The organism is Streptomyces sp. NPDC014861, assembly GCF_043081625.1.
Lineage (GTDB): Bacteria > Actinomycetota > Actinomycetes > Streptomycetales > Streptomycetaceae > Streptomyces.
In genome coordinates this window covers 90,883-110,965 of sequence record NZ_JBIBWV010000014.1, presented here as the reverse complement: position 1 = coordinate 110,965, position 20,083 = coordinate 90,883, and the positions used below count along the sequence as shown (strand labels likewise).

The 20,083-nt window shown below is 73.4% G+C and carries 20 protein-coding genes and 2 tRNA genes; 8 read left to right on the top strand and 14 right to left on the bottom strand.

Annotated features, from left to right (window positions below):
• Window positions 1-37: 37 nt before the first annotated feature.
• The 6 genes from ACF1BN_RS25210 to ACF1BN_RS25185 all read right to left on the bottom strand — a co-directional run bounded on the left by ACF1BN_RS25210 (window position 38) and on the right by ACF1BN_RS25185 (window position 5,545).
• The gene (locus ACF1BN_RS25210) at window positions 38-1,327 is read right to left on the bottom strand and encodes an HD-GYP domain-containing protein (RefSeq protein ID WP_392333859.1); all 1,290 of its coding nucleotides are present in this window, start codon (window positions 1,325-1,327) and stop codon (window positions 38-40) included.
• Entirely contained in the window at window positions 1,324-2,700 is a 1,377-nt protein-coding gene (locus tag ACF1BN_RS25205; protein WP_392333918.1) for an HD-GYP domain-containing protein, read from the bottom strand. The genes ACF1BN_RS25210 and ACF1BN_RS25205 overlap by 4 nt, the downstream gene beginning before the upstream one ends.
• A 122-nt stretch (window positions 2,701-2,822) precedes the next feature.
• On the bottom strand, window positions 2,823-3,152 hold the full coding sequence (rsrA, locus tag ACF1BN_RS25200) for a mycothiol system anti-sigma-R factor (protein ID WP_392333858.1): 330 nt from the start codon (window positions 3,150-3,152) through the stop codon (window positions 2,823-2,825).
• Window positions 3,149-3,805 (bottom strand): sigma-70 family RNA polymerase sigma factor, encoded by a 657-nt coding sequence (locus ACF1BN_RS25195; RefSeq protein ID WP_376598868.1) that lies wholly within the window; start codon window positions 3,803-3,805, stop codon window positions 3,149-3,151. The genes rsrA and ACF1BN_RS25195 overlap by 4 nt, the downstream gene beginning before the upstream one ends.
• Window positions 3,806-4,055: 250 nt before the next feature.
• A complete protein-coding gene (locus tag ACF1BN_RS25190) occupies window positions 4,056-4,691 on the bottom strand; it encodes an alpha/beta family hydrolase (protein ID WP_392333857.1) in 636 nt (211 codons plus the stop codon).
• A 38-nt stretch (window positions 4,692-4,729) separates the two neighbouring features.
• A complete protein-coding gene (locus tag ACF1BN_RS25185; RefSeq protein ID WP_392333856.1) occupies window positions 4,730-5,545 on the bottom strand; it encodes an SOS response-associated peptidase in 816 nt (271 codons plus the stop codon).
• A gap of 49 nt (window positions 5,546-5,594) precedes the next feature.
• Between ACF1BN_RS25185 and ACF1BN_RS25180 the strand changes: the two genes are divergently transcribed.
• The 4 genes from ACF1BN_RS25180 to ACF1BN_RS25165 all read left to right on the top strand — a co-directional run bounded on the left by ACF1BN_RS25180 (window position 5,595) and on the right by ACF1BN_RS25165 (window position 9,091).
• Window positions 5,595-6,278 (top strand): M50 family metallopeptidase, encoded by a 684-nt coding sequence (locus ACF1BN_RS25180; protein ID WP_392333855.1) that lies wholly within the window; start codon window positions 5,595-5,597, stop codon window positions 6,276-6,278.
• A 20-nt stretch (window positions 6,279-6,298) separates the two neighbouring features.
• Window positions 6,299-7,651, top strand: coding sequence for a 3-phosphoshikimate 1-carboxyvinyltransferase (gene aroA, locus ACF1BN_RS25175; protein WP_392333854.1), 1,353 nt, complete (start codon window positions 6,299-6,301; stop codon window positions 7,649-7,651).
• A gap of 3 nt (window positions 7,652-7,654) precedes the next feature.
• A complete protein-coding gene (gene rsgA, locus ACF1BN_RS25170; RefSeq protein WP_392333853.1) occupies window positions 7,655-8,665 on the top strand; it encodes a ribosome small subunit-dependent GTPase A in 1,011 nt (336 codons plus the stop codon).
• Window positions 8,666-8,767: 102 nt separating this feature from the next.
• Window positions 8,768-9,091, top strand: a complete 324-nt coding sequence (locus ACF1BN_RS25165) for a multidrug efflux SMR transporter (RefSeq protein ID WP_150209631.1) — start codon at window positions 8,768-8,770, stop codon at window positions 9,089-9,091.
• On the opposite strand, the gene ACF1BN_RS25160 is transcribed toward ACF1BN_RS25165, so the two are convergent.
• A complete protein-coding gene (locus tag ACF1BN_RS25160) occupies window positions 8,983-9,618 on the bottom strand; it encodes a TetR/AcrR family transcriptional regulator (RefSeq protein WP_392333852.1) in 636 nt (211 codons plus the stop codon). The genes ACF1BN_RS25165 and ACF1BN_RS25160 overlap by 109 nt on opposite strands.
• Before the next feature lie 148 nt (window positions 9,619-9,766).
• On the opposite strand from ACF1BN_RS25160, the gene hisN reads away from it, so the two are divergent.
• The 3 genes from hisN to ACF1BN_RS25145 all read left to right on the top strand — a co-directional run bounded on the left by hisN (window position 9,767) and on the right by ACF1BN_RS25145 (window position 11,645).
• Window positions 9,767-10,561: a histidinol-phosphatase gene (gene hisN / locus ACF1BN_RS25155; protein ID WP_392333851.1), complete on the top strand. Its 795-nt coding sequence runs from the start codon at window positions 9,767-9,769 to the stop codon at window positions 10,559-10,561.
• Window positions 10,562-10,760: 199 nt separating this feature from the next.
• Window positions 10,761-11,147 carry a cyclic nucleotide-binding/CBS domain-containing protein gene (locus ACF1BN_RS25150; protein ID WP_392333850.1) on the top strand — a complete coding sequence of 129 codons (387 nt, stop codon included), beginning with the start codon at window positions 10,761-10,763 and terminating at the stop codon, window positions 11,145-11,147.
• Window positions 11,148-11,228: 81 nt separating this feature from the next.
• Window positions 11,229-11,645: a Fur family transcriptional regulator gene (locus ACF1BN_RS25145; RefSeq protein ID WP_392333849.1), complete on the top strand. Its 417-nt coding sequence runs from the start codon at window positions 11,229-11,231 to the stop codon at window positions 11,643-11,645.
• Window positions 11,646-11,790: 145 nt separating this feature from the next.
• On the opposite strand, the gene ACF1BN_RS25140 is transcribed toward ACF1BN_RS25145, so the two are convergent.
• From ACF1BN_RS25140 to ACF1BN_RS25125, 4 genes are all read right to left on the bottom strand, one after another.
• A tRNA-Met gene (locus ACF1BN_RS25140) sits at window positions 11,791-11,864 on the bottom strand.
• Window positions 11,865-11,912: 48 nt separating this feature from the next.
• On the bottom strand, window positions 11,913-13,961 hold the full coding sequence (locus tag ACF1BN_RS25135; RefSeq protein ID WP_392333848.1) for a tetratricopeptide repeat protein: 2,049 nt from the start codon (window positions 13,959-13,961) through the stop codon (window positions 11,913-11,915).
• Between the two features lie 202 nt (window positions 13,962-14,163).
• Window positions 14,164-14,237: transfer RNA gene (locus ACF1BN_RS25130), tRNA-Met, on the bottom strand.
• Window positions 14,238-14,280: 43 nt separating this feature from the next.
• Complete coding sequence (locus tag ACF1BN_RS25125) at window positions 14,281-17,187, bottom strand: UPF0182 family protein (RefSeq protein WP_392333847.1); 2,907 nt, start codon at window positions 17,185-17,187, stop codon at window positions 14,281-14,283.
• A gap of 135 nt (window positions 17,188-17,322) precedes the next feature.
• Between ACF1BN_RS25125 and ACF1BN_RS25120 the strand changes: the two genes are divergently transcribed.
• The gene (locus ACF1BN_RS25120; RefSeq protein WP_392333846.1) at window positions 17,323-17,862 is read left to right on the top strand and encodes a PPA1309 family protein; all 540 of its coding nucleotides are present in this window, start codon (window positions 17,323-17,325) and stop codon (window positions 17,860-17,862) included.
• A 41-nt stretch (window positions 17,863-17,903) separates the two neighbouring features.
• Here the strand turns inward: ACF1BN_RS25120 and ACF1BN_RS25115 are convergent, their stop codons facing one another.
• From ACF1BN_RS25115 to ACF1BN_RS25105, 3 genes are all read right to left on the bottom strand, one after another.
• Window positions 17,904-18,992 (bottom strand): PDZ domain-containing protein, encoded by a 1,089-nt coding sequence (locus ACF1BN_RS25115; protein ID WP_392333845.1) that lies wholly within the window; start codon window positions 18,990-18,992, stop codon window positions 17,904-17,906.
• A gap of 72 nt (window positions 18,993-19,064) precedes the next feature.
• Window positions 19,065-19,277 (bottom strand): hypothetical protein, encoded by a 213-nt coding sequence (locus tag ACF1BN_RS25110; protein ID WP_392333844.1) that lies wholly within the window; start codon window positions 19,275-19,277, stop codon window positions 19,065-19,067.
• Between the two features lie 274 nt (window positions 19,278-19,551).
• Window positions 19,552-20,013, bottom strand: a complete 462-nt coding sequence (locus ACF1BN_RS25105) for a molybdenum cofactor biosynthesis protein MoaE (protein ID WP_392333843.1) — start codon at window positions 20,011-20,013, stop codon at window positions 19,552-19,554.
• Window positions 20,014-20,083: the final 70 nt, after the last annotated feature.

Sequence of the window (20,083 nt, the reverse complement as noted above, 5' to 3'; positions counted from 1 at the left end):
ACCATGCCCGGTCGGACGCGCGCTCATTACCCATGGGTTACCCCGTGGGGACCGAGGTCACCCCAGGGGTTCCGCCGCGGGCCAGGACCCTGGCCAGGCAGGCGACGACCTCGGGGTGGTAGTCGCGGGCGGTGCCGAGCCGCAGCCGTTCCAGGGCCTCCAGCGCGGCGGCCGCTCCCTCGCCGGCGAGGTCGTCGTAGGCGTTCACGGCGCGGACGATCCGGGCGGGCAGGGACTGCTCGCGGTACGGGTCGGCCTGGCGCTCGACGACCTGGGCGACGGCGGCGGGGACGCCCGTCATCCGGACCACCTCGCCGCCGAGGAGCGCGATCCGCCGCTGGTCCTCGGCGGGGAGCAGCGCGGTGGCGCCGCCGGCGACGGGGTCGACGAGGGAGAGCTGGCCGATGTCGTGCATGAGGGCGGCGTACTCCAGGACGGTCAGCTCGGCGCCGCCGAGGCCCAGCTCGCGCCCGACGGCGGTGGAGAGGGCGGCGACCCGGCGGGCGTGGCCGGGCGGGGTGCAGCCGGCGATCTCGGTCGCCCGGGCGAGGGAGGCGATGGTCTGCCGGTTGACGGTGCGGACGGCCGCGTACCGCCGGAAGGAGATCTGGGTGAGGAGCAGCGGCACGGCGAGGAGGGGCAGCGCCCAGAGTCCGGCGGCGGTGACGCCGAGGGCCATGACGACGCCGGTGGCGCAGACGGCGGAGCCGATGCCGAGGAGGGCGCGCAGTTCGTCGCGGAGGAGGGGGCCGTACGGGTATCCGGTGCGGGCGCGGAGCAGCAGGGCGGCCAGGACGGCGTCGCAGAGTCCGGTGAGGACGAGGACGAGCAGGAGGAAGAGGGCGTAGGCGGCGCCGAGGCCGAGCCGGTCGGTGACGGCGCCCGCGTTGTAGAGCGGCTGGAAGCAGAGGGCGGCGAAGCCGACGGCGAGGACCCGGCGGGCGAGCTGGTCGGGGTCGGGGCCCCGGCCGCGGGCGATGTGGGGGACGATCCCGGCGAGCCCGCCGGCGCAGGCGACGGCGACGACCTGGAGGACGCCGTGGGTGGTGGTGGCGCCGGCGTCGTCGCCGAGGAGGGCGTAGGCGAGGGCGGCGGCCGCGGCGAGCGGGGCGGGCTCGCTCCTCCGTGGGGCCGCGCGCACGGGAGGTGCCCCCGCTTCGGGGTGGGCGCTCCTGCGGGCCAGTTCGCCGAGGGCGACGAGGGTGCCGAAGGCGAGGGCGTTGCCGGGTTCGGCGACTCCGTGCCAGAGGGTGTCGGCGAGGGCGGTCAGGGCGAGGAGGAGGGCGGCGGCGCGGACGGCGCCGACGGTGGCCGTGCCCGGTCTCACGCGGGCTCCTGGGTCTTGGCGGCGAGTGGTCCCGAGGCGCGGGTGCGGGGTGCGGGGACCTGTGTGCCGGGTTCGTCGGCGGTGACGGCGGGCTGCCAGCCGTGTACGGCCAGGGCGCGGACCAGGGCGGCGACCATCCGGGGGTCGAAGTGGCTGCCGGCGCACCGCTCCAGTTCGGCGAGGGCGGTGGCGACGGGCCGGGCGCGGCTGTAGGAGCGGGTGGAGGTCATGGCGTCGAAGGCGTCGGCGACGGCGACGACCCGGGCGCACTCGGGGATCTCCTCGCCGCGCAGCCCGTAGGGGTAGCCGCTGCCGTCGATCCGCTCGTGGTGGTGGAGGACGGCGTCGCGGGCCTCGCCGAGGAAGCCGATGCCGCGGATCATCTCGTGGCCGTACTCGGGGTGGAGTTCGATGATCCGGCGCTCCTCGGGGGTGAGCGGGCCGTCCTTGCGGAGGACGCGGGTGGGAACGCCGAGCTTGCCGACGTCGTGGAGGATGCCGGCGAAGCGGACGGTGTCGAGCCGGTCGCCGTCCATGCCCAGTTCACGGGCGATCAGGACGGAGGCGTGGCCGACGCGTTCGCTGTGGCCGCGGGTGTAGCTGTCCTTGATGTCGACGGCCTGGACGAGGGCCCTGATGGTGGCCTGGTGGGCGGCGCGCTCGTGGTGGTACTGAGCGAAGACCCGGAAAGAGAGGTACATGGGCAGCAGGACGAGGAGGGCGGCGGCGGGGCCGTGGGCGCTGCGCCAGAGGACGCCCATCATGAGTCCGGCGAGGCCGTGGACGAGGTGGGGGGCGAGGGCCCGGCCGAGGAGTCCGCGCCAGGCGGTGCGGAGCGGGAGGCCGTCGGCGGTGGCGCGGATGCCGCCGTCGAGAGCGGTGAGGACGAGGCAGAAGACGAGGGCGGCGGCGAGGGCGGGGAGCAGCGCGTGGGGCATGTCGGGGCGGTCGGTGCCGGTGCCGAGGGCGGTGCGGGCTCCGAGGGCGCCGGCGGTGTGGGCGGCGGCCCAGACGGCGAGGGCGGGGGCGGCGGCGTGCCAGACGCGGCGCCAGCCGGCGGGGGGTTCCGCGACGCGGGCGAGGAGGCCGCCGGGGAGGGCGGCGAGCGCGGCGGCGGCCGGGGGCAGCAGCAGGGCGGCGGCGAGGAGGACGGGGAAGAAGGACCCGCTGCCCAGGGGGACGGGGTCGCGGAGGGTGCGGCCGAGGAGGCGGCAGCGGGCGGGCAGCTCGCAGAGCGCGTACAGGGCGGCGAGGAGTCCGGCCGTCGCCCAGGGGGTGGGCGACGGGGGGAGGAGCGCGGGCAGGGCGCACGCTCCGGCGCCGAGGGCGGCGCAGACGATGTACGCGCGGGCCGTTCGCGGGAGGGGCTTCACGACCGTCACGCGGTCACGCTAGCGAGGACGGCGGCCACGGAAGGCGGGCCGCCGTCGATTCCTACCATCGGGTGATACAAACTGACGGATGCGCGGGTGACCCCTCGCGCATCCGTGCGAGGTCACTCCTGGGCGGCGGCCGGGGTCTGCGCGGCCGGGGACTCCGGGGCGACGATGTCCTGTTCGGGGACGACGTGTCCGCCGCGGATCAGGTCGATCCGGCCCATCACCTTGGCCCGCAGGTCGGTGGGGACCTCGTCACTGCCGCAGCAGCGCTTCACGAGCTTCTTCACCGCCTGTTCGAGGCCGTACTTCTCCAGGCACGGGGAGCACTCCTCGAAGTGCACCTCGAACTTGGTGCACTCGCCGTCGGGCATCTCCCGGTCGAGGAACTCGTAGAGATGATCGAGGACTTCCGAGCAATCCGTCTCGTGCGGGTCTCCGCAGCTCATGAGTCCGCGCCTTTCAGATCCTTGGACGACTCTCCGGCGCCGGCGGGGACGAGGCCACGCTCGCGGGCGTAGTCCTCGAGCATGCCGCGGAGCTGGCGGCGGCCCCGGTGCAGGCGGGACATCACCGTACCGATGGGGGTCCCCATGATGTCGGCGATCTCCTTGTAGGCAAAGCCCTCGACATCGGCGAGGTAGACCGCGATGCGGAACTCCTCGGGGATCGCCTGGAGCGCTTCCTTCACGTCCGAGTCGGGCAGGTGGTCGAGCGCCTGCGACTCGGCGGAGCGCAGACCGGTCGACATGTGCGACTCGGCGCGGGCGAGCTGCCAGTCCTCGATCTCCTCGGCGGCGCTGCGCTGGGGCTCACGCTGCTTCTTGCGGTACGAGTTGATGAAGGTGTTGGTGAGGATCCGGTACAGCCACGCCTTGAGGTTGGTGCCCTCGCGGAACTGGTGGAAGGAGCCGTACGCCTTCGCGTAGGTCTCCTGCACCAGGTCCTCGGCGTCCGCGGGGTTGCGCGTCATCCGCAGCGCGGCCGAGTACATCTGGTCGAGGAAGCCGAGAGCGTCCCGCTCGAAGCGCGCGTTGCGCTCCTCGGTCGTCTCCTCGGGGCCGTCGTCGGTCCCTGTGTCGGTCCCAGTGACCGGACCCACCTCCTCCAGCGTGGTGACGGGGCCGGTGCCGGACCCGCTCGTCTCGGAGGATAGACGAGGATCGGCTCCGCCCGCCGCCCGAAGGGGGGCGGCCTTGGGGGCGGGCAGCACGGTCCAGTCGAGCTCCGCGGACCTGACCCGCTCCGGGCAGATGGTCGAACCCATGCGACGGACTCCCTCTCTCGTTCTCACACCGACGCTCTCCACAACACGGGTCCCGGCCGCCGCATTCCCGGGCCTCCGGCGGGGTTCAGCGCAGGGCCGCGAGCCAGTCGGCGACGCCTTCGACGATCCGTCCGACGGCCTCGTCCTGGTCGACGGGGGCCCGCTTGGGGATCGCGAAGCCGTGGTCCCCGTACGGGATCCCGACGAGTTCGTACGAGCCGCCGGACGGGAACTCGTCCGGCTTCCCGAAGGGGTCGTTTCCGCCCTGGACGACGAGTGTGGGGAGTCCGGCGGAGAGGAGTTCGGCGGCGCGCGAGCTCTCCGGCCTCCCCGGCGGGTGGAGCGGGAAGCTCAGCGCGAGGACGGCGACGGCGCCCAGCTCGGCGCCGGTCCGGCAGGCCACCCGGGCGCCGGCGCTGCGACCGCCCGCGACGACCGGCAGGCCGGGGGCGGCGAGGGCCGGCCAGAGGCCGCGCCAGCCGGTGTCGAGGGTCTTCGGCGCGGGCGCGACCTTCTTCCCGGCGACCCGCCACGGCTGCTCGACCAGGGCGACGGTGACGCCCCGGGGAGGCAGCGCGGCGGCGAGGGCGGCCAGGTCGCGGGCCTCGATGCCGCCGCCCGCGCCGTGGCCGAGGGCCAGGACGCGGCGGGCCTCCGGGGCCGTGTGCCAGGTGATGCGCGCCTCACCGGCGTCGGTGGAAACGGTCTCGATCTTCGTCACGTCCCCATCCTGCCGCCCCGGCCCGCGCCGGGAGCGCTTCAGAACAGCGTGCCGACCTCGGGTCCCGCCAGCTCGGTGAGGAGTTCGGGCCCGTTGTTGCGGACGCTGCTGACCGCGGTGGAGACCGGATAGGCCCGCATCAGACCCCCCGGCGGCGGGGCGAGCAGGGCGCGCAGCTCGTCGGGTCCGGTGGTGGCCGGGTCGAGCCAGGCGTCCCAGCGGTCCTCGGTGAGCATCAGCGGCATCCGCGGGTGGATCTCGGCGAGCGAGCCGGGGCCCTCCGCGGGGGCCACGCCGAGCGGCCCGGTCTCCGCCTCGGTGGTGATCACGGAGCAGGTGGCCCACCAGGCGCCCGGGTGCTCGGGCGGCAGCGCGGGGTCGCGCCAGAACTCGTAGAGACCGGCCATGGCGAAGACCGAGCCGTCCGCCGGGGTCACGAAGTACGGCTGCTTCCTGGGCCGCTTCTTCTTCCCCTCCACCTCCAGGTCGCGCTCGGCGGCGCCGGTCACCCACTCGTAATAGCCGTCGGCGGGCAGGATGCAGCGGCGGGCCTGGAGGGCGCGCTTGAAGGAGGGCTTCTCGTGCACGGTCTCGGACCGGGCGTTGATCATCCGGGCGGCGCCCTCCGGCGACTTCGACCAGGACGGGACCAGTCCCCACTTCAGGGCGCGCAGCTGGCGAACCGGCCGGCGCGTCCCCGCGTCTTTCAGAGGGCGTTCGAGCACCGCGTGGACCTCCTTGGTGGGGGCCACGTTCCAGTCCTGGTCCAGGGTCTCCTCCGGCTCCCACTTCTCGATCCCGAAGAGGCTCACGAGATCCTCGGGCCGCCGGCTCGCCGCATAACGTCCGCACATACGTGCCACACTGCCACGATCCCCGAGCCCGAGAGGAGCGGACCGAAGGATGGACCTCTTCAGCCCGCAGGCCGCCCCGGCCGAGTGGCTGGTGATCGCCACCGGCGTCGCCGCGCTCGCCGTCACCGTGCCCCGCCGTCTCTGGCTGCTCGCGCGGAACGCGATCACCATCGCCCACGAGGGCGGCCACGGCCTGGTCGCGCTCGCCACCGGCCGCCGCCTGGAGGCGATCCGGCTCCACTCGGACACCAGCGGTCTCACCGTCACCCGTGGCCGCCCGACCGGCCTCGGCGTCGTCCTCACCCTGGCCGCGGGATACACGGCCGCCCCGCTGCTGGGCCTGGGCGGGGCCGCGCTGCTCGGTGCCGGCCGGGTCACCGTGCTGCTGTGGGCGGCGAGCGCGCTGCTCCTCGCGATGCTGGTGATGGTCCGCAACGCGTACGGGATCCTCTCCGTCGTCCTCACCGGCGCGCTCTTCGTCCTGGTGTCCTGGCTGGCGCCCGCGGAGGTGCGGGCCGTGTTCGCGTACGCGGTGGTGTGGTTCCTGCTCCTCGGCGGGGTGCGGCCGCCCTTCGAGCTCCAGTCGAAGCGCCGGCACGGCGGCGCCCCCGACTCGGACGCCGACCAGCTCTCCCGGCTCACCCACGTGCCCGCCGGGGTGTGGCTGGCCTTCTTCCACACGGTGTCCCTCTCCTGCCTGATCGGCGGCGCCACCTGGCTTCTGGGCTTCTGACACCCCCGTACAGTGAGGGCATGACCGCAGCTTCCCCCGCGCACCCCGATCCGTCGCACCCCGCAGCCCCCGCCGGCCAGGAGCTCTGGCCCGCCCCGTACGCGAGCGGCCCCGTCGACGCGACCGTGACCGTGCCGGGCTCGAAGTCGGTCACCAACCGCGCCCTCGTCCTGGCCGCGCTCGCCGCAGAGCCGGGCTGGGTCCGCCGCCCGCTCCGCTCCCGCGACACCCTCCTGATGGCCGAGGGCCTGCGCACCCTGGGGGTGCGGATCGAGGAGGGCGTGGGCCCGGACGGCACCGGCGAGGCGTGGCGGATCATCCCCGCCCCGCTGCGCGGTTCCGCCCCGGTCGACGTCGGCAACGCCGGTACCGTCATGCGCTTCCTCCCGCCGGTCGCCGCGCTCGCCGACGGGCCGGTCCGCTTCGACGGCGACCCCCGCTCCCACGAGCGCCCGCTGCACGGCGTGATCGACGCCCTGCGCGCGCTCGGCGCCCGGATCGACGACGAGGGCCGCGGCGCCCTCCCGATGACCGTGCACGGCGCCGGCGGCCTGGACGGCGGGACGGTCGAGATCGACGCCTCCTCGTCCTCCCAGTTCGTCAGCGCGCTGCTGCTCTCCGGCGCCCGCTTCAACCAGGGCGTGGAGGTACGGCACGTCGGCGGCCGGCTGCCGTCGATGCCGCACATCCGGATGACCGTCGACATGCTCCGCGCGGTCGGCGCGAAGGTCGACGAGCCGGAGCACGGCGGCGAGCCGGACGTCTGGCGGGTCACCCCCTCCGCGCTGCGCGGCCGGGACCTCGTGATCGAGCCCGACCTGTCGAACGCGCAGCCGTTCCTGGCGGCCGCGCTGGTCACCGGCGGCCGGGTGACGGTCCCCGACTGGCCGGCCCGCACCACCCAGCCCGGTGACGAGCTGCGCCGGATCTTCACCGAGATGGGTGGTGTCTGCGAGCTCACCGACGCCGGCCTCACCTTCACCGGCACCGGCCGGATCCACGGCATCGACGTGGACCTGGGCGAGGTCGGCGAGCTGACCCCCGGCATCGCGGCCGTCGCCGCCCTCGCCGACTCGCCCTCCACCCTGCGCGGGGTGGCGCACCTGCGGCTCCACGAGACCGACCGGCTCGCGGCGCTCACCCGGGAGATCAACGGCCTGGGCGGTGACGTCACGGAGACCGAGGACGGGCTGCGCATCCGCCCGCGCCCGCTGCGCGGCGGCGTCTTCCACACCTACCACGACCACCGGATGGCGACCGCGGGCGCGATCATCGGCCTCGCCGTGCCGGGCGTGGAGATCGAGGACGTGGCGACGACCGCCAAGACCTTGCCGGACTTCCCGGGGATGTGGACCGAAATGCTCGGGGCCTGAACCATGCGGCGCTACGGCAAGCACACCGACGAGGACGACATCCGCCAGCGGCCCAACCGCAAGGGCACCCGGCCCCGCACCAGCATCCGGCCGAAGCACGAGGACGCCGTCGAGGGCATGGTCCTCACCGTGGACCGCGGTCGGCTGACCTGCCTGGTCGAGGGCCGCACCGTGATGGCGATGAAGGCCCGCGAGCTGGGCCGGAAGGCGGCCGTGGTCGGGGACCGGGTCTCCCTGGTGGGCGACCTCTCCGGTGAGAAGGACACGCTGGCCCGGATCGTGCGGATCGGGGAGCGGGACTCGCTGCTGCGCCGCACGGCCGACGACGACGACCCGTACGAGCGGGTCGTGGTGGCCAACGCCGACCAGCTCGCGATCGTCACCGCGCTCGCCGACCCCGAGCCGCGCCCCCGGCTGATCGACCGCTGCCTGGTGGCCGCGTACGACGGCGGCCTGGAGCCCTTCCTGGTGCTGACCAAGTCGGACCTGGCGTCCCCGGAGAAGCTGCTCGAACTCTACGGCGACCTGGACATCCCGCACGTGGTGGTGAACCGGGAGGAGCTGTACGACGGCGGGGCGGCGGACCGGGTGCGGGAGTACCTGGACGGGCGGGTGACGGCCTTCGTCGGCCACTCGGGCGTCGGCAAGACCACGCTGGTCAACGCGCTGGTGCCGGAGGACAAGCGGCGGATCACCGGCCATGTGAACGCGGTGACCGGGCGCGGCCGGCACACCACCACCTCGGCGCTCGCGCTGCCGCTGGACGTGGTGGACGGCTGGGTCATCGACACGCCGGGCGTGCGCTCCTTCGGGCTGCACCACGTCGATCCGTCCCGGGTCATCCTCGCCTTCCCCGACCTCGTGCCGGGCACCGAGAACTGCCCGCGCGCGTGCAGCCACGACGAGGCCGAGTGCGCCCTGGACGCCTGGGTGGCGGAGGGGCACGCCGACCCGGCGCGGCTCTTCTCGCTCCGGCGGCTGCTGGCCACCCGGGAGCGCCACGAAGGCGACTGAGCCGTCCCACCGGGGCGGCCCCGGTGTTTACGCCTCCCCCGAGGCCGGTATGGACATACACGCACAAGTGCGAGCAATCCGACCGGGTGGGAGGCAGGAACGATGGCGTGGCTGCTGGTGGTGGTCGCCGGGATCCTGGAGACGGGCTTCGCGGTCTGCCTGAAGCTCTCGCACGGGTTCACCCGGCTGTGGCCGACGATCGCGTTCGCCTGTTTCGCCCTGGGCAGCTTCGGGCTGCTCACGCTCGCCCTGAAGAAGCTCGACGTGGGTCCGGCGTACGCGGTGTGGACCGGGATCGGGGCGGCCGGCACCGCCATCTACGGCATGGTGTTCCTGGGCGATCTGGTCTCCACACTCAAGATCGTCTCGATCACGCTGGTCATCGTGGGGGTCATCGGACTCCAGCTGTCCGGCTCGGCGCACTGACCCTCCGGCGGCAGGGCCGGCGCGACCACGTGGCTGACGGCGAGCCGCAGGGCGAGCTCGCAGCCGGCCGCCCACCGCTCCCCCGCGCAGCGCGCGGTCGTCGCGAGCAGCTCCCCCGGCGCCGGCGGCCCGGCGTCGGCCCGCCGCTGCGCGGGTACGGGGGCGGGGCGGGCGCCCGGCCGGGCGGGGCGGGGCCGGGGCAGGCCCTCGGTCCAGGCGCCGGTGAGCAGCGCGCGCAGTATCGGCCGGTCGCCGGCGCGTGCGACGGTCCACTCGGCGACGGCGGCGAGGGTGCGCGCGGGCGGTTCGGGCGCGGCGAGCATCCGGCGCGCCCCGTCGAGGTAGGCGTCGGCCTCGCGGCGGACGAGGGCGCGGGCGAGCCCTTCCTTGCTGCCGAACTCGTTGTAGAGGGTCTGCCGGGAGACCCGGGCGGCGGCGGCGAGGTCGGCCATCCGCACGGCGGACCAGGCATGGCGCGCCAGGGCGGCGTGGGCGGCGTCGAGGAGGGCCTCGCGGGCGGTCGGCATGGGCGACTCCGGGCCGGACGGTGGTCCCCCAGAGTCGGCAGGCGCGCGGGCGCTGTCAAGAGCGCGGCCGGTGGGGCGGGGGTGATCGCCGGGTGCCGTCCATGGACGGTTCACCGGCGCTCCGCCGGGCGGCGCTAGAGTGCCGGGCATGGCCGATTACCACGATGACCTGCGTCTTGCCCATGCCCTCGCGGACGCCGCCGACGCGGCCACCACGGCCCGCTTCCGGGCGCTGGACCTCAAGGTCGAGACGAAGCCGGACATGACCCCGGTGAGCGAGGCGGACCGGGCCGCCGAGGAGCTGATCCGCGCGGGACTCCACAAGGAGCGGCCCGAGGACGCGATCCTGGGCGAGGAGTACGGCGTGGAGGGCTCCGGTCCGCGCCGCTGGGTGATCGACCCGATCGACGGCACCAAGAACTACGTGCGCGGGGTCCCGGTGTGGGCGACCCTGATCGCGCTGATGGAGGAGGGCGAGACCGGTTTCCAGCCGGTGGTCGGCGTGGTGTCGGCGCCGGCACTGGGCCGCCGCTGGTGGGCGGCGAAGGGCCTGGGCGCCTTCACCGGCACCGGCCCCGAGGCGGGGACCCGGATCGGCGTCTCGCAGGTGGCCTCGCTGGCCGACGCGTCGTTCGCGTACTCCTCGCTGAGCGGCTGGGAGGAGCGCGGGCGGCTCGACGCCTTCCTGGACCTCACGCGCGCGTGCTGGCGGACCCGGGCGTACGGCGACTTCTGGCCGTACATGATGGTCGCCGAGGGCACGGTGGACCTGTGCGCGGAGCCGGAGCTGTCGCTGTGGGACATGGCGGCGGTGGCGATCGTGGTGCAGGAGGCCGGCGGCTCGTACACCGGCCTGGACGGCGTCCCCGGCCCGCACAGCGGCAACGCGGCGGCCTCGAACGGCCTGCTCCACGAGGCGCTGCTGGGGCACCTGGGGCAGTAGCGCACCCCGTCCGGATACGGCCGGACAGGTCGTGGGCGCGCGGAGCGGCGGTGGGCGCGCGGGCGCGCCCCCGACCGCTCCCGGGGGCGCCGTGTGCGCCCCCTTGTCGGGCCCCGCTCCCGGTGCGACTCTGAGAGTCCCCCACTTGTGCGTTTGTGAACCGCCTCGCGGGCGGTCCACCGAGGAGGTGGCTCCATCCATGCTCGTCCGTGACGCCATGAGCACGGTGGTCCTCACGATCGGCCCCGCCCACACTCTCCGGCAGGCCGCCCGGCTGATGTCCGCCCGCCGGGTCGGCGCGGCCGTCGTCCTCGACGGCGACACCGGGATCGGCATCCTCACCGAGCGCGACGTCCTCAACTCCCTCGGCCGTGGCGAGGACCCGGACCGCGAGACGGCCGGTTCCCACACCACCCACGAGGTCGTCTTCGCCGCGCCCGGCTGGACGCTGGAGGAGGCGGCCGAGGCGATGACCCGGGGCGGCTTCCGGCACCTGGTCGTCCTGGACCACCTCGGGCCCGTCGGCATGGTCTCGGTCCGCGACATCATCCGCTGCTGGCTCCCCGCCCACAGCGTGGCGGACTGACCCCGCCCCGCCTCCCCCGGCCGGGTCCACGGGGTGGATGCCCACTCCGCCCCGTTTCGGCCCGCTGTTACCCTGGCCCTCATGAGCGACCTGTTGGAACGGCTGCGCGGACGCGGCTGGCGGATGACCGCCCAGCGCCGTGTCGTCGCCGAGGTCCTCGACGGCGACCATGTGCACCTCACCGCCGACGAGGTCCACGCCCGCGCCGTCGAGCGCCTGCCCGAGATCTCCCGCGCGACCGTCTACAACACGCTGGGCGAGATGGTCACGCTCGGTGAGGTCCTCGAGGTCGCCACCGACGGGCGCGCCAAGCGGTACGACCCCAACGCCCACCGGCCGCACCAGCATCTGGTCTGCGCCGGCTGCGGTGCGATCCGGGACGTCCACCCTGCGGGCGATCCGCTGCGGGACCTGCCGGACGCGGAGCGCTTCGGCTTCACGATCTCGAACGTCGAGGTCACGTACCGGGGCCTCTGCCCGAACTGCGCCGCGGCCTGACCGGCGGCACGGCGACCTTACCGACGAAAGGGCGTTCCGGAAGGAACGCCCTTTTCTCATGCCCGCGACGCGCGACCCGCGACCGCGCCGGGAACGCCGAAGGCCCGGATCGTACGGAGACGATCCGGGCCTTCGGGCTACTGAGTAGCGGGGACAGGATTTGAACCTGCGACCTCTGGGTTATGAGCCCAGCGAGCTACCGAGCTGCTCCACCCCGCGTCGGTGAACACCACCTTACGGGCTTGCCGTGACAGGAGCAAATCGCTTCTACGCCGTGAGCTCCTGGTGCAGGGCCTCGCTGAGTCGCGCCGCCCGCTCGGCGACCTCGGCCGGGCCGAGCTCGACCGCGCGGGCGCACCACTTGCGGCCCTCGGACAGCTCGCCGCGGCGCGCGGCGAGCAGGGCGAGCCGGAGCGCGGCGCGACCGTGCCCGGCCCGGGCGGCCCTGGTCCACCAGAGGGCGGCCTCGCGCTCGCTGCCCTCGCGGGCGAGGAGCAGCCCGAGGTTGAAGGCGCCGTTGCGGCTGCCGGCCTCGGCCGCCTCCCGGTACCAGCGGGCGGCCCCGGTGAGGTCGCCCCGGCCGGCGGCCAGCATGCCGACCCGCACCTGGGCGCGCCGGTGTCCCTGCTGGGCGGCCCGCTCGTACCACTCCTCGCACTCGGTCTTCTGGTCCACGGGGGCGCCGAGGACCACCGGGCCGGGGTCGGGGCGGCGGGCGTCGAGGAGCGTGGCGAGCCGGAAGGCCGCCTCGGGGCTGCCGCCGCCCGCGGCGCAGCGCAGGTGCCGCTCCGCGGTCTGCTCGTCGCCGTCGCGCAGGGCGGCGATGCCGACCTGGAGGGCGGCCTCGGTGTGCCCGGCGGCGGCGGCCCGCTCGTACCAGGCGAGCGCGGCGCGGTCGTCGTCGCGGCCCGCGTGGATGATGCCGAGGTTGAAGGCGGCGTCCACGGAGCCGGCCTCGGCGGCCTTGGAGAACCACGGTTCGGCGCCGCCCGCGTCGCCCGCCTGGAGGAGCAGCACGGCGAGCGCGTTGGCGGCCTCGCGGTGGCCGGCGTAGGCGGCCCGGCGGTACCACTGCTCGGCCTGCGGGAGGCGGTCCTGGGCGGCGCAGAGCAGCCCGAGGTTGTAGGCGCCGTTGACGTCGCCGGCGTCCATGGCGGCGCGGTACCAGCGCTCGGCGGTCTGCTGCTCGCCGCGGGCGGCGTGCAGGGCGCCGAGCGCGTTGGCGGCGTTGCCGTCGCCGTCCTGGGCGGCGCGCAGCCACCAGACGGCGGCGGACTCCTCGTCGCCGGCGTCGCGCAGCAGGAAGCCGAGGGCGCAGGCGGCCTTGGCCTCGCCCTCCTTGGCGGAGCTGAGGTACCAGCGTCCGGCCTCCTTGAGCTCGCCGCGGTGCTCCAGGATGGCGCCGAGGTGCAGTGCGGCCCGCCGGTGGCCCCGGGCGGCGGCCTGCCGGAACCACTGCTCGGCCTCTCCGAGGGGGCCGGTGCCCGCGTCCTCCCCGGTCCGGGGCGAGGCGGTCCCGGGGCGCGCGGCGGGGACGGCGGGGGCGCGGTCGCCGGTCCTGAGGGGGTCGGCCGCGCGGAGCCGGCCCGCCGTGTCGTACGCGAGGCCGACGCGGCCGGTGGAGGCGGCGGGGCCGAGGGCGTGCGGGCCGCGGAGGGTCTCGGTGGCGCGCCGCTCCAGGGCGAGGGCGAGGCGGTACGCGGCCTCGCGGTGACCCTGCTCGGCGGCGGCGCGCAGCCAGCGCTCGGCGCCGACGTCGCTGCGGTGCTCCAGGAGTTCGGCGAGGGCGTACGCCCCCAGCGCGTGGCCCTGCTCGGCGGCCTGGCGGAGCCAGTACTCTGCGGCGGGCTCGTCGCCGCGCTCGCGGTGGTGGCGGCCCAGCGCGTGCGCGGCCGGGGCGGAGCCGGCGACGGCGGCGACGCGCCACCAGCCGGCGGCCTCGTCGGGGTAGCCGCGCTGGTGGAGGAGGACGCCCAGGTTGTTGGCGGCGGCGCGGTCGCCCTCGGCGGTGGCGCCGCGCAGGTAGGGCTCGGCGCCGTCGAGGTCGCCGCGGCGCAGCAGCAGGGCGCCGAGGGCGCTCATGGCGTCGGTGTCACCGCGCTCGGCGGCCTTCCGGTGGCGGCCCTCGGTCTCGGCCTCGGTCTCGGACTCGGTGTCCGGCCCGGCGTCCGGGAGGGTCTCGGTCCGGGCGGCGGTGTCGACGACCTCATCGACGGCCGGCACTGCCTCGATGATCTCGTCCGCGGCATTTCTGGCGTGCCGCTGCACAAACCGCCCTGTCTCCAACAGAGTTGCCCTGTCCCCCATAAATACCATCGTCGCACCACCCGCAACCCGCGCACACCCGGTATACCGCAGCCCTTGAGGTCACCTCAGCGTTTTGTCGACATGCCCACAGAGAGACAAGTCAAACACGAGACACCTCAACTCGCCCCTTCCGTACCGCCCTTCGGTGTCCCCCGTCACCTCGACACGCGACGAGGGCCCGGATCCTTATGGATCCGAGCCCTCGTGTCAGTAGCGGGGACAGGATTTGAACCTGCGACCTCTGGGTTATGAGCCCAGCGAGCTACCGAGCTGCTCCACCCCGCGTCGATGAAGTAACACTATCACGACGCGGGGTGAATCCCGCAGGTCAGCTGCCGGAGCCCTGCTGGGGCTTGATCTTGGCCCCGGCCTCGGCGGCCTTCTCCAGGGCGTCCTGGAGGTCCTCCTGGGCCTTGCCGTAGGCCGCCCAGTCGCCCTTCGCGAGGGCCGCCTCGCCCGCGTCGTAGGCCTCCTGAGCGTCCGCGATGGCCGCCTTCAGGGCCGCGTCCGCCGAGGCGGGCGGCTGCGGGGTGGACGGCGGCTGCTCGGTGCCCGGCGGCGTGGTCGGCGGGGTCGTGCCCTCCACCCCGAAGACCGCGTTGAGGGCGTCCGTGAGGTTGTTCTCGAACACCGTGGTGTCCTTGGTGGTGTCGCCGTCCGGCTGGTCGGCGTCCACGTACGACACCGCGACCTTCTTCAGGAGCGGGTAGAGCGCGTTCCGTCCCTGGGCGTAGACCGGCTCGACGTACAGGAACCCGCCGTCGAGGGGCACGGTGAGCAGGTTGCCGTACTGGATGTCCGAGTCGGCGCCCTTCATGTCGCGGACGAAGGTGGCGACGTCGGGCAGACCGTTGAGCTTGCTCTGCACCTGCGCCGGTCCCGGCACGTCCTCGGTGACCCTGAGGAGTCTCAGCCGGCCGTACTCCTTGCTGGTGGCGTCGGCGTCGACCGCCATGAAGCCGCCCAGGTTGGGCCGCCCGTTGGGGGTGAACGTCGTGGTCAGCGAGAAGCGCTGCTCCGCGTCCCCGGGCATCTTCATGCTCAGGTAGTACGGCGGCACGGCCACGTTGTCCTTGTTGGTCGGGTCGTCCGGCACCTGCCAGGCGTCCGAGCCGCTGTAGAACTGGGCCGGGTCGGTGACGTGGTAGCGGGTCAGCAGCTCGCGCTGGACCTTGAACATGTCCTGCGGGTAGCGCAGGTGCTCCAGGAGGTCCGCGTCGATGTCCGCCTTGGCCTTCACCGTGCCGGGGAACGCCTTCATCCAGGTCTTGAGGACCGGGTCCTCGGTGTCCCACTGGTAGAGGTTGACCGTGCCGTCGTACGCGTCGACGGTGGCCTTCACCGAGTTGCGGATGTAGTTGACCTGGTTCTGCTGGGCGACGACGGCGCGCTGCTGGTTGCCGACGGTCAGCGAGTCGGCCGTGGTGTCGCCGAGCGTGGTCCGCGAGGCGTACGGGTAGCCGTTGGTGGTCGTGTAGGCGTCGACGATCCACTGGATCCGGCCGTTCACGACCGCCGGGTAGGCGTCACCGTCGATCGTCAGCCAGGGGGCGACGGCCTCGACGCGCTGCTTGGGCGTGCGGTTGTACAGGATCCGCGAGCCGTCGCCGATGGCTCCGGAGTAGAGGATCTGCGGCTCGCTGAAGGCCACCGCGTACGCGGCGCGGTTGAAGGCGCTCCCCAGGCTGACGCCGCTCTTGCCCTCGTAGCTGGTGGTCTTCTCGCCGTTCTCCTCGTAGTCCAGCTCCTTCTGGGGGCCGCCCACGATCGAGTACTGGTCGGTCTTCTCGCCGTAGTAGATCTTCTGCTCGTACTTCCCGAGCTCACCGGTGGTCGGGAGGCCCGACTCGGTGAAGACCGGGGAGCCGTTGGCGTCGGTCTGGGTGCCGCGGGCCATGATGGCGCCGTAGCCGTGGGTGTACGTGAAGTGGTCGTTGATCCAGTTCCGCTTCGGGATGCCGCGGATGTTCAGCTCGCGCAGACCGATGACGACGTCCTGGCCCTTGTAGCGGTCCACGTCGAGCGTCGTCGGGAACTGGTAGTACTTCCGCTTCTGCTCCAGCTGCTGGAAGGTCGGCGAGACGATGTTGGGGTCGAGGACGCGATAGGCGGCCGCCGTGTCGGCGTCCGCGCGCAGCTTGTCCTTGGCCTTGACCGTCGACTTGCCCGAGTAGTTCTCCAGCTTGGTCTCGTCGATCGCGTACGCCTTGCGGGTCGCGTCGATGTTCTTCTGGATGTACGGGGCTTCCTTGGCCTGCTCGTTCGGCTGGACCTGGAACTTCTGCACGATCGCCGGGTACAGGCCGCCGATCAGCACCGCGGAGAGGACCATCAGGCCGAAGCCGATGACCGGCAGCTGCCAGGTGCGGCGCCACAGGGTGGCGAAGAAGAGCAGGGCGCAGATGACGGCGATGCAGAAGAGGATCGTCTTGGCCGGGAGGTAGGCGTTGGCATCGACGAACCGCAGGCCGGTCCAGTTGCCGGTGGCCTTGAAGTCGCTGGACTTCACCGCGAGGCCGTACCGGTCGAGCCAGTACGCCACGGCCTTCAGCGCGACGAAGACGCCGAGCAGCACCGAGAGGTGGCCGGTGGCGGCGGCGGTGGCGCGGGCGCCGGGGCTGGTCACCCGCAGTCCGCCGTACAGGTAGTGCGTGATCGCCGCGGCGATCAGGGAGAGCACCACGGCGGCGAAGCCGAAGGCCAGCAGGAAGCGGTACCAGGGCAGGTCGAAGGCGTAGAACGAGACGTCCTTGCCGAACTGGGAGTCCTTCTCGCCGAAGTCGACGCCGTTGATCCACATGAGCCAGGTACGCCACTGGCCCGAGGCGGAGGCGCCGGCGATCAGGCCCACGAGGGCGGTGACCGCGAGCAGCACCCACTTCTTGAAGGGGGCGACGCCCATCCGGTACCGGTCGAGGCTCTGCTGCTCCAGCGACATCGCGCTGAGCGGCGGCCGCAGCCGGTACGCCAGCCAGATGTTGAGGCCGACGACGAGGGCCATGAGCAGGCCGAAGACCGCGAACAGCCCGATCTTGGTCCACAGGGTGGTGGTGAACACGGACGAGTAGTGGACCGAGCGGTACCAGAGCCAGTCCGTCCAGAACCCTGCGAACATCACGAACGCCATGGCCAGGACGGCCAGCACGCCCAGTGTCATCAGCAGGGTGCGGGCCCGCCGGGACGGCCGGCCGACTCTGATCCTTGGCCCGGACGGGCCTCCGCCACGGTCAGGCATCTGGAAAGCCAACGTGCGCCCCTCGGTGTTGATGCGTCGGAAAGCGGGCCCCGCGATCGTAGAGCCCACTGGTGCAACTTACTGAGGCTTTACCTAGTTCCCGTCTCCGGGGGAAGAGGAGGCAGGATATTGGTCATGTCCAACCTTTCCCCCTCGGGCCCGCCGATGGCCTCCAGTCCCCTCACCCGCGCGGTGCTCGAGATCGACGAGTACGCCTCGGGTCTCGGCTGGGACCGCCCCGCCCGCCTCTTCGCCCTCGTCGACACCGCCCGGCTGCGGGCTCAGGCGCCCTCGCTGAAGCTCGGCCAGGACACCACCGCCTACACCCCGATCGAGCAGGAGGAGATCCCGGCGGGCAAGCCGCTGGACGAGTTCCTCGGCACCATCGCCTGGCCGGACGGGGTCGCCGGCTGCGCCCTGACGGTGGAGCGGCTGATGCTGCCGCCGTCGGCGGAGGCCCAGGTCCCCAAGGACCTGAGCGGCGCCGCGCTGAACAAGTGGGTGGCCCGGCACCCGGACCGGCAGGAGGTGCGCATGACGGTGGCCGTGCTGCGGACCGGGGCCCGGGAGGCGGCGATCCGGCTGCGCGAGAAGGACTCGCCGACCGAGGTGCTGACCGGCCCGGACCTGGTGCCGGGGCTCGCCGACGCGCTGGCCGCGACCTTCGAGGCCTGAGCCGTACGGGTACGGGGCCCCGGCCGGGGTCCCGTACCGGTTCAGCCCTTCGAGCAGGTGGGCAGGGACGCCGTGTCGCCCTTGCGGACCTTCTCCAGGGACGTCGTCGCGTCGTCGATGGTGTCGACCTTGATCAGGGTGAGCCCGTCGGGCGTGTCCCCTGCGGCGGTGGCGCAGTTGTCGGCCGGGGTGAGGAAGTACTCGGCGCCCGCGTTCCGCGCGCCGACCAGCTTCATCTGGATGCCGCCGATCGGGCCGACCTTGCCGTCGTCGTCGATGGTGCCGGTGCCCGCGACGAACTTGCCGCCGGTCAGGCTCTCCGGGGTCAGCTTGTCGACGATGCCGAGGGCGAACATCAGGCCCGCGCTCGGGCCGCCGACGTCGGCCAGCTTGATGTCGATGGTGAACGGGAAGACGTGGTCGGTGCCGGCCTGGATGCCGACGATCGCCCGGTCGCCCTCCTCGGACTTCACCGTGGTGATGGCCACCTTCCGGGTGACGGTGGCCTCCTTGTGCGCCTTCTCGGCGGCCGCCGCCTCCTTCGCCGGGACGACGGTGAACACGACCCGGTCGCCCGGCTTCCGCTTGGTGACCTGGGCGGCGACGTCGGCCGGCTCGGTGACCGCCGTCCCGTCGACGGCCTTGATGACGTCACCGGCGTGGAGGGTGCCCTCCGCCGGGGAGTCCTTGACCACGGAGGCGACGACGACGCGGGTGGTGAAGGGGATGCCGAGCTCGTCGAGGGCCGCGACCTTGGCGCTCTCCTGCGACTGGCTGAACTCCTCGGCGTTCTCCTGGCTCGACTCCTCCTCCGTCTTCCCGTCCGGGTAGAGGGTGTCGTGCGGCACGATCACGTTGTCGTGGGTGAGCCAGCCGTAGACCGCCTCGACGGCGTTCATCTTGTAGTCCGCGCTGGTGACCCTGACCGTGGTCATGTTGAGGTGGCCGTCGGTCGGGTAGGTCTTGCGGCCGGAGATCTGGAGGACCGGCTCGCCGCGTGCCTCGCCCAGCGTGTTGACCGTGGGTCCGGGGCTCATCTCCGAGTACGGCACCGGGATCAGGACGCCGGCGATGAGCAGGCAGATCAGGACCAGGGTGGAGGCGAGCATCGTCGCGGTGCGGCGTGGCATGGAACGACAGTACGGGACTCGCCTGTGCGCGCACCCCAGGGGCGGTCCGTCCGCCGGACGGCGATCGGGCCGTCAGGACTCGGCGGAGGCCGGTTCGGGGACCGGGCGGAGCGGGGCGGAATCAGGTGTCGTCGGGTGGGAACGCTCCATGGCGTCCCTGAAGCGGGCGTAGCCGGCGAGCTCGGCCACGTCACCTATGGTCTTGCTCCTCTGGACCCAGCTTCCCCATATCGCCGCTCCGACGACTGCGAAAAGCGGAATCAGCAACCAGGCCAGCGCTGCCATCCCGACCTCCCATCCCCAGTGAGTTGATCAGCAGATTATGCATCTGTGCCAACAACGCTCGGGCCTGGGGGCCGGTTACGCAAATCGGGCGTTCGGCTACGCCGCGTCGGCGCGTCGCCTTGCCCTCGGGGCCGGACATCGTGCGGGGTCTTCCGTCTCGGGGCGAGCCCTCAGCAGGCCCCGGGCCTCCCCCGGCCTCGGGGTGAGCCCTCAGCAGGCCGCCGCCCTCCCCCGGACTTCGTCCGGGGCGGACCCCCAGCCTCCGGGTGACCGCTCAGCAGGCTCCCACCCACTCCTCTGTGCCGTCCGAGAAGGTCTGGTGCTTCCAGATGGGGACCTCGTGCTTGAGGTCGTCGATCAGCTTGCGGCACGCCTCGAAGGCCTCGCCGCGGTGCGGGCAGGAGACGGCCACGACGACCGCCAGGTCGCCCACCTCGAGGTCGCCGACGCGGTGGACGGCGGCCAGGGCGCGGACCGGGTAGTTCGCCACGACCTTCTCCGCGACCCGGCGCAGCTCGTCCCCGGCGCTCGGGTGGCAGGAGTAGCCCAGCCGGTCGACGTCGGCGCCGCCGTCGTGGTTGCGCACGGTGCCGACGAACAGGGTCGTCCCGCCCGCCGCGTCGTCGCCGACGGCCCGGAAGACCTCGTCGACCGAGAGCGGGGTGTCGCGGATGGCGAGCAGCTTGATCGGGTCGTCCGCGGCCTGCTCGCCCGGGTGGTCGTGCGTCGTGGTCATGCCGTCCATGGTGCCGCACGCCGCCGACATCCCGGAATAGCGCTTTCGACCGGTGGACCGGGACCCTCCG

Excerpts from the sequence above, each read along its gene's own strand:
- rsrA (WP_392333858.1), bottom strand. The coding sequence starts at position 3,152 with ATGAGCTGCGGAGACCCGCACGAGACGGATTGCTCGGAAGTCCTCGAT.
- ACF1BN_RS25185 (WP_392333856.1), bottom strand. The coding sequence starts at position 5,545 with ATGTGCGGACGTTATGCGGCGAGCCGGCGGCCCGAGGATCTCGTGAGC.
- ACF1BN_RS25180 (WP_392333855.1), top strand. The coding sequence starts at position 5,595 with ATGGACCTCTTCAGCCCGCAGGCCGCCCCGGCCGAGTGGCTGGTGATC.
- aroA (WP_392333854.1), top strand. The coding sequence starts at position 6,299 with ATGACCGCAGCTTCCCCCGCGCACCCCGATCCGTCGCACCCCGCAGCC.
- rsgA (WP_392333853.1), top strand. The coding sequence starts at position 7,655 with ATGCGGCGCTACGGCAAGCACACCGACGAGGACGACATCCGCCAGCGG.
- ACF1BN_RS25165 (WP_150209631.1), top strand. The coding sequence starts at position 8,768 with ATGGCGTGGCTGCTGGTGGTGGTCGCCGGGATCCTGGAGACGGGCTTC.
- ACF1BN_RS25160 (WP_392333852.1), bottom strand. The coding sequence starts at position 9,618 with ATGCCGACCGCCCGCGAGGCCCTCCTCGACGCCGCCCACGCCGCCCTG.
- hisN (WP_392333851.1), top strand. The coding sequence starts at position 9,767 with ATGGCCGATTACCACGATGACCTGCGTCTTGCCCATGCCCTCGCGGAC.
- ACF1BN_RS25150 (WP_392333850.1), top strand. The coding sequence starts at position 10,761 with ATGCTCGTCCGTGACGCCATGAGCACGGTGGTCCTCACGATCGGCCCC.
- ACF1BN_RS25145 (WP_392333849.1), top strand. The coding sequence starts at position 11,229 with ATGAGCGACCTGTTGGAACGGCTGCGCGGACGCGGCTGGCGGATGACC.
- ACF1BN_RS25135 (WP_392333848.1), bottom strand. The coding sequence starts at position 13,961 with ATGGTATTTATGGGGGACAGGGCAACTCTGTTGGAGACAGGGCGGTTT.
- ACF1BN_RS25125 (WP_392333847.1), bottom strand. The coding sequence starts at position 17,187 with ATGCCTGACCGTGGCGGAGGCCCGTCCGGGCCAAGGATCAGAGTCGGC.
- ACF1BN_RS25120 (WP_392333846.1), top strand. The coding sequence starts at position 17,323 with ATGTCCAACCTTTCCCCCTCGGGCCCGCCGATGGCCTCCAGTCCCCTC.
- ACF1BN_RS25115 (WP_392333845.1), bottom strand. The coding sequence starts at position 18,992 with ATGCCACGCCGCACCGCGACGATGCTCGCCTCCACCCTGGTCCTGATC.
- ACF1BN_RS25110 (WP_392333844.1), bottom strand. The coding sequence starts at position 19,277 with ATGGCAGCGCTGGCCTGGTTGCTGATTCCGCTTTTCGCAGTCGTCGGA.
- ACF1BN_RS25105 (WP_392333843.1), bottom strand. The coding sequence starts at position 20,013 with ATGACCACGACGCACGACCACCCGGGCGAGCAGGCCGCGGACGACCCG.